We start from the raw sequence: 1535 nt of genomic DNA, 5'->3' as shown, positions 1-1535 counted from the left end.
AGGACAATTTAGAGTATCTTATCATCGATACAAGCAACGAAGCTATTACTGTTTTAATGTTTGCCTTGATTGGCGAAGCTAGACAGAGAGCAAGCTATGAGCAATTTTTAGAAACGATTACTAGAATTTGGGGGTATCTCAATGAAGATAACTGACTTACAGACGTTAGACCAAAATATTATTAAATTTCTTGCCGAACACAGAGGAATTGACCGAGCTGTCAAAGGCAAGATTTTAGCACAAGCCCTTGATATTGATTTTAGAACGCTTCAGAGCAGAATTGAGTACCTCCATAAGCAGGGTTGCGCCATTGGTTCGATTGATAACGGCTATTTTATTCCAACTAACGAAGACGAGCGCAGAGCCGGAATTATCAAGAAACAACGCACAGGCATAGCGATTAATAATGCGGTCAACGGCTACACCCTTGCGGAACTTGATTGGATTGACCAACTTTTTAAGGAGGAATGACTATTGACACCCAAAGAACAAGCCCTAAACTGTATTAGTCGTGGCTTTTCTGTTATCGCTGGTTATCCTGTAGGAAAAAGCGAAAGGGCAATTATAAAGGGGAGTTCCTCAGGAAGCCTTGATGAAATCACAGTAAGCGCGTGGTTCGATGAAATACCGAACCGTAACATCATGATTAATCTTAGAAATAGCGGTTTGATTTGTATTGACTTAGACCAGCACCAAAACGGACAGAATGGACGGAATGTTTTCAGTCGCTTGTGGAATGAACACAGCGAGGGCGAAATATTAAGTACCTATGTTGAAAAGACACCCACAGGCAACGGCTTGCATGTTTTCTTTAAAGTTCCTAAAACAATTTTTAATAGTCCGCTTGTCAGTGAACTAGCGGACGGCGTGGAGATAAAAACACACTTTACCCCAATCTACCCAAGCAAACGTACAGACGGCGATTATATCCCTTTGAATGATACAGAAACTAACGAGCCTTTAACTTTCGATAGTCTTTGCGATTGTCCTGACTGGTTACTTGAAATGATACAGCGACCACAAAAAAGACAGAACCCAACGCTAGGAAGTCGGACTTATGGCGCTGAAATGTGGGAGTTATTCAACCAAGGCGCACGAAAAGGGAATCGAAACAATGACACGAACCGCATTCTCCACTACTGGAGAAAAATCGGCATTGATAACAATCATTGCATGGACTTATTGCGAACCTTTAACAATCGAACCAGTCCGCCCTTACCTGATGACGAGCTGGCAACTATTTGGAAAAGTGTATTCAAGATGAAATAGAAAGGAAGTCATGACAGACCAATTAGATAAACTTGTGGCAGAAACACCACAGGGAAACGTAAGAAGTCCAAAACCTACAATAGAGAACTTCACAGATTATGGCGAAGACAGCAAAAAAGTCATCAATATCGCAGGTTATCAAGACAGTTTGAAAGACTGGTTAGAACAAGAAAAAGAAATCATTAATAGCCCTGACTATGTCAAAGCAAACACTCAAATGCTTAGAGCTGTTAGAAAACTATTCTTTGAACACCGTAACTTATTTT

At 40.7% G+C, this 1535-nt stretch carries 3 protein-coding genes; all 3 read left to right on the top strand.

Annotated features, from left to right (window positions below):
* The first annotated feature begins 141 nt into the window (after window positions 1–141).
* Window positions 142–471 carry a hypothetical protein gene (locus tag ABZY11_RS44450; protein WP_010905047.1) on the top strand — a complete coding sequence of 110 codons (330 nt, stop codon included), beginning with the start codon at window positions 142–144 and terminating at the stop codon, window positions 469–471.
* Window positions 472–474: 3 nt separating this feature from the next.
* Entirely contained in the window at window positions 475–1269 is a 795-nt protein-coding gene (locus ABZY11_RS44445) for a bifunctional DNA primase/polymerase (protein ID WP_356484612.1), read from the top strand.
* Window positions 1270–1279: 10 nt separating this feature from the next.
* Window positions 1280–1535 (top strand): hypothetical protein (locus tag ABZY11_RS44440; protein ID WP_356484611.1); only part of this gene is annotated, 256 nt, incomplete at its 3' end.

Source organism: Streptomyces sp. NPDC006510 (assembly GCF_040611955.1).
Lineage (GTDB): Bacteria > Actinomycetota > Actinomycetes > Streptomycetales > Streptomycetaceae > Streptomyces.
The sequence above is the reverse complement of the archived record's forward strand: the minus strand, read 5'-3'. Positions and strand labels throughout refer to the sequence as shown.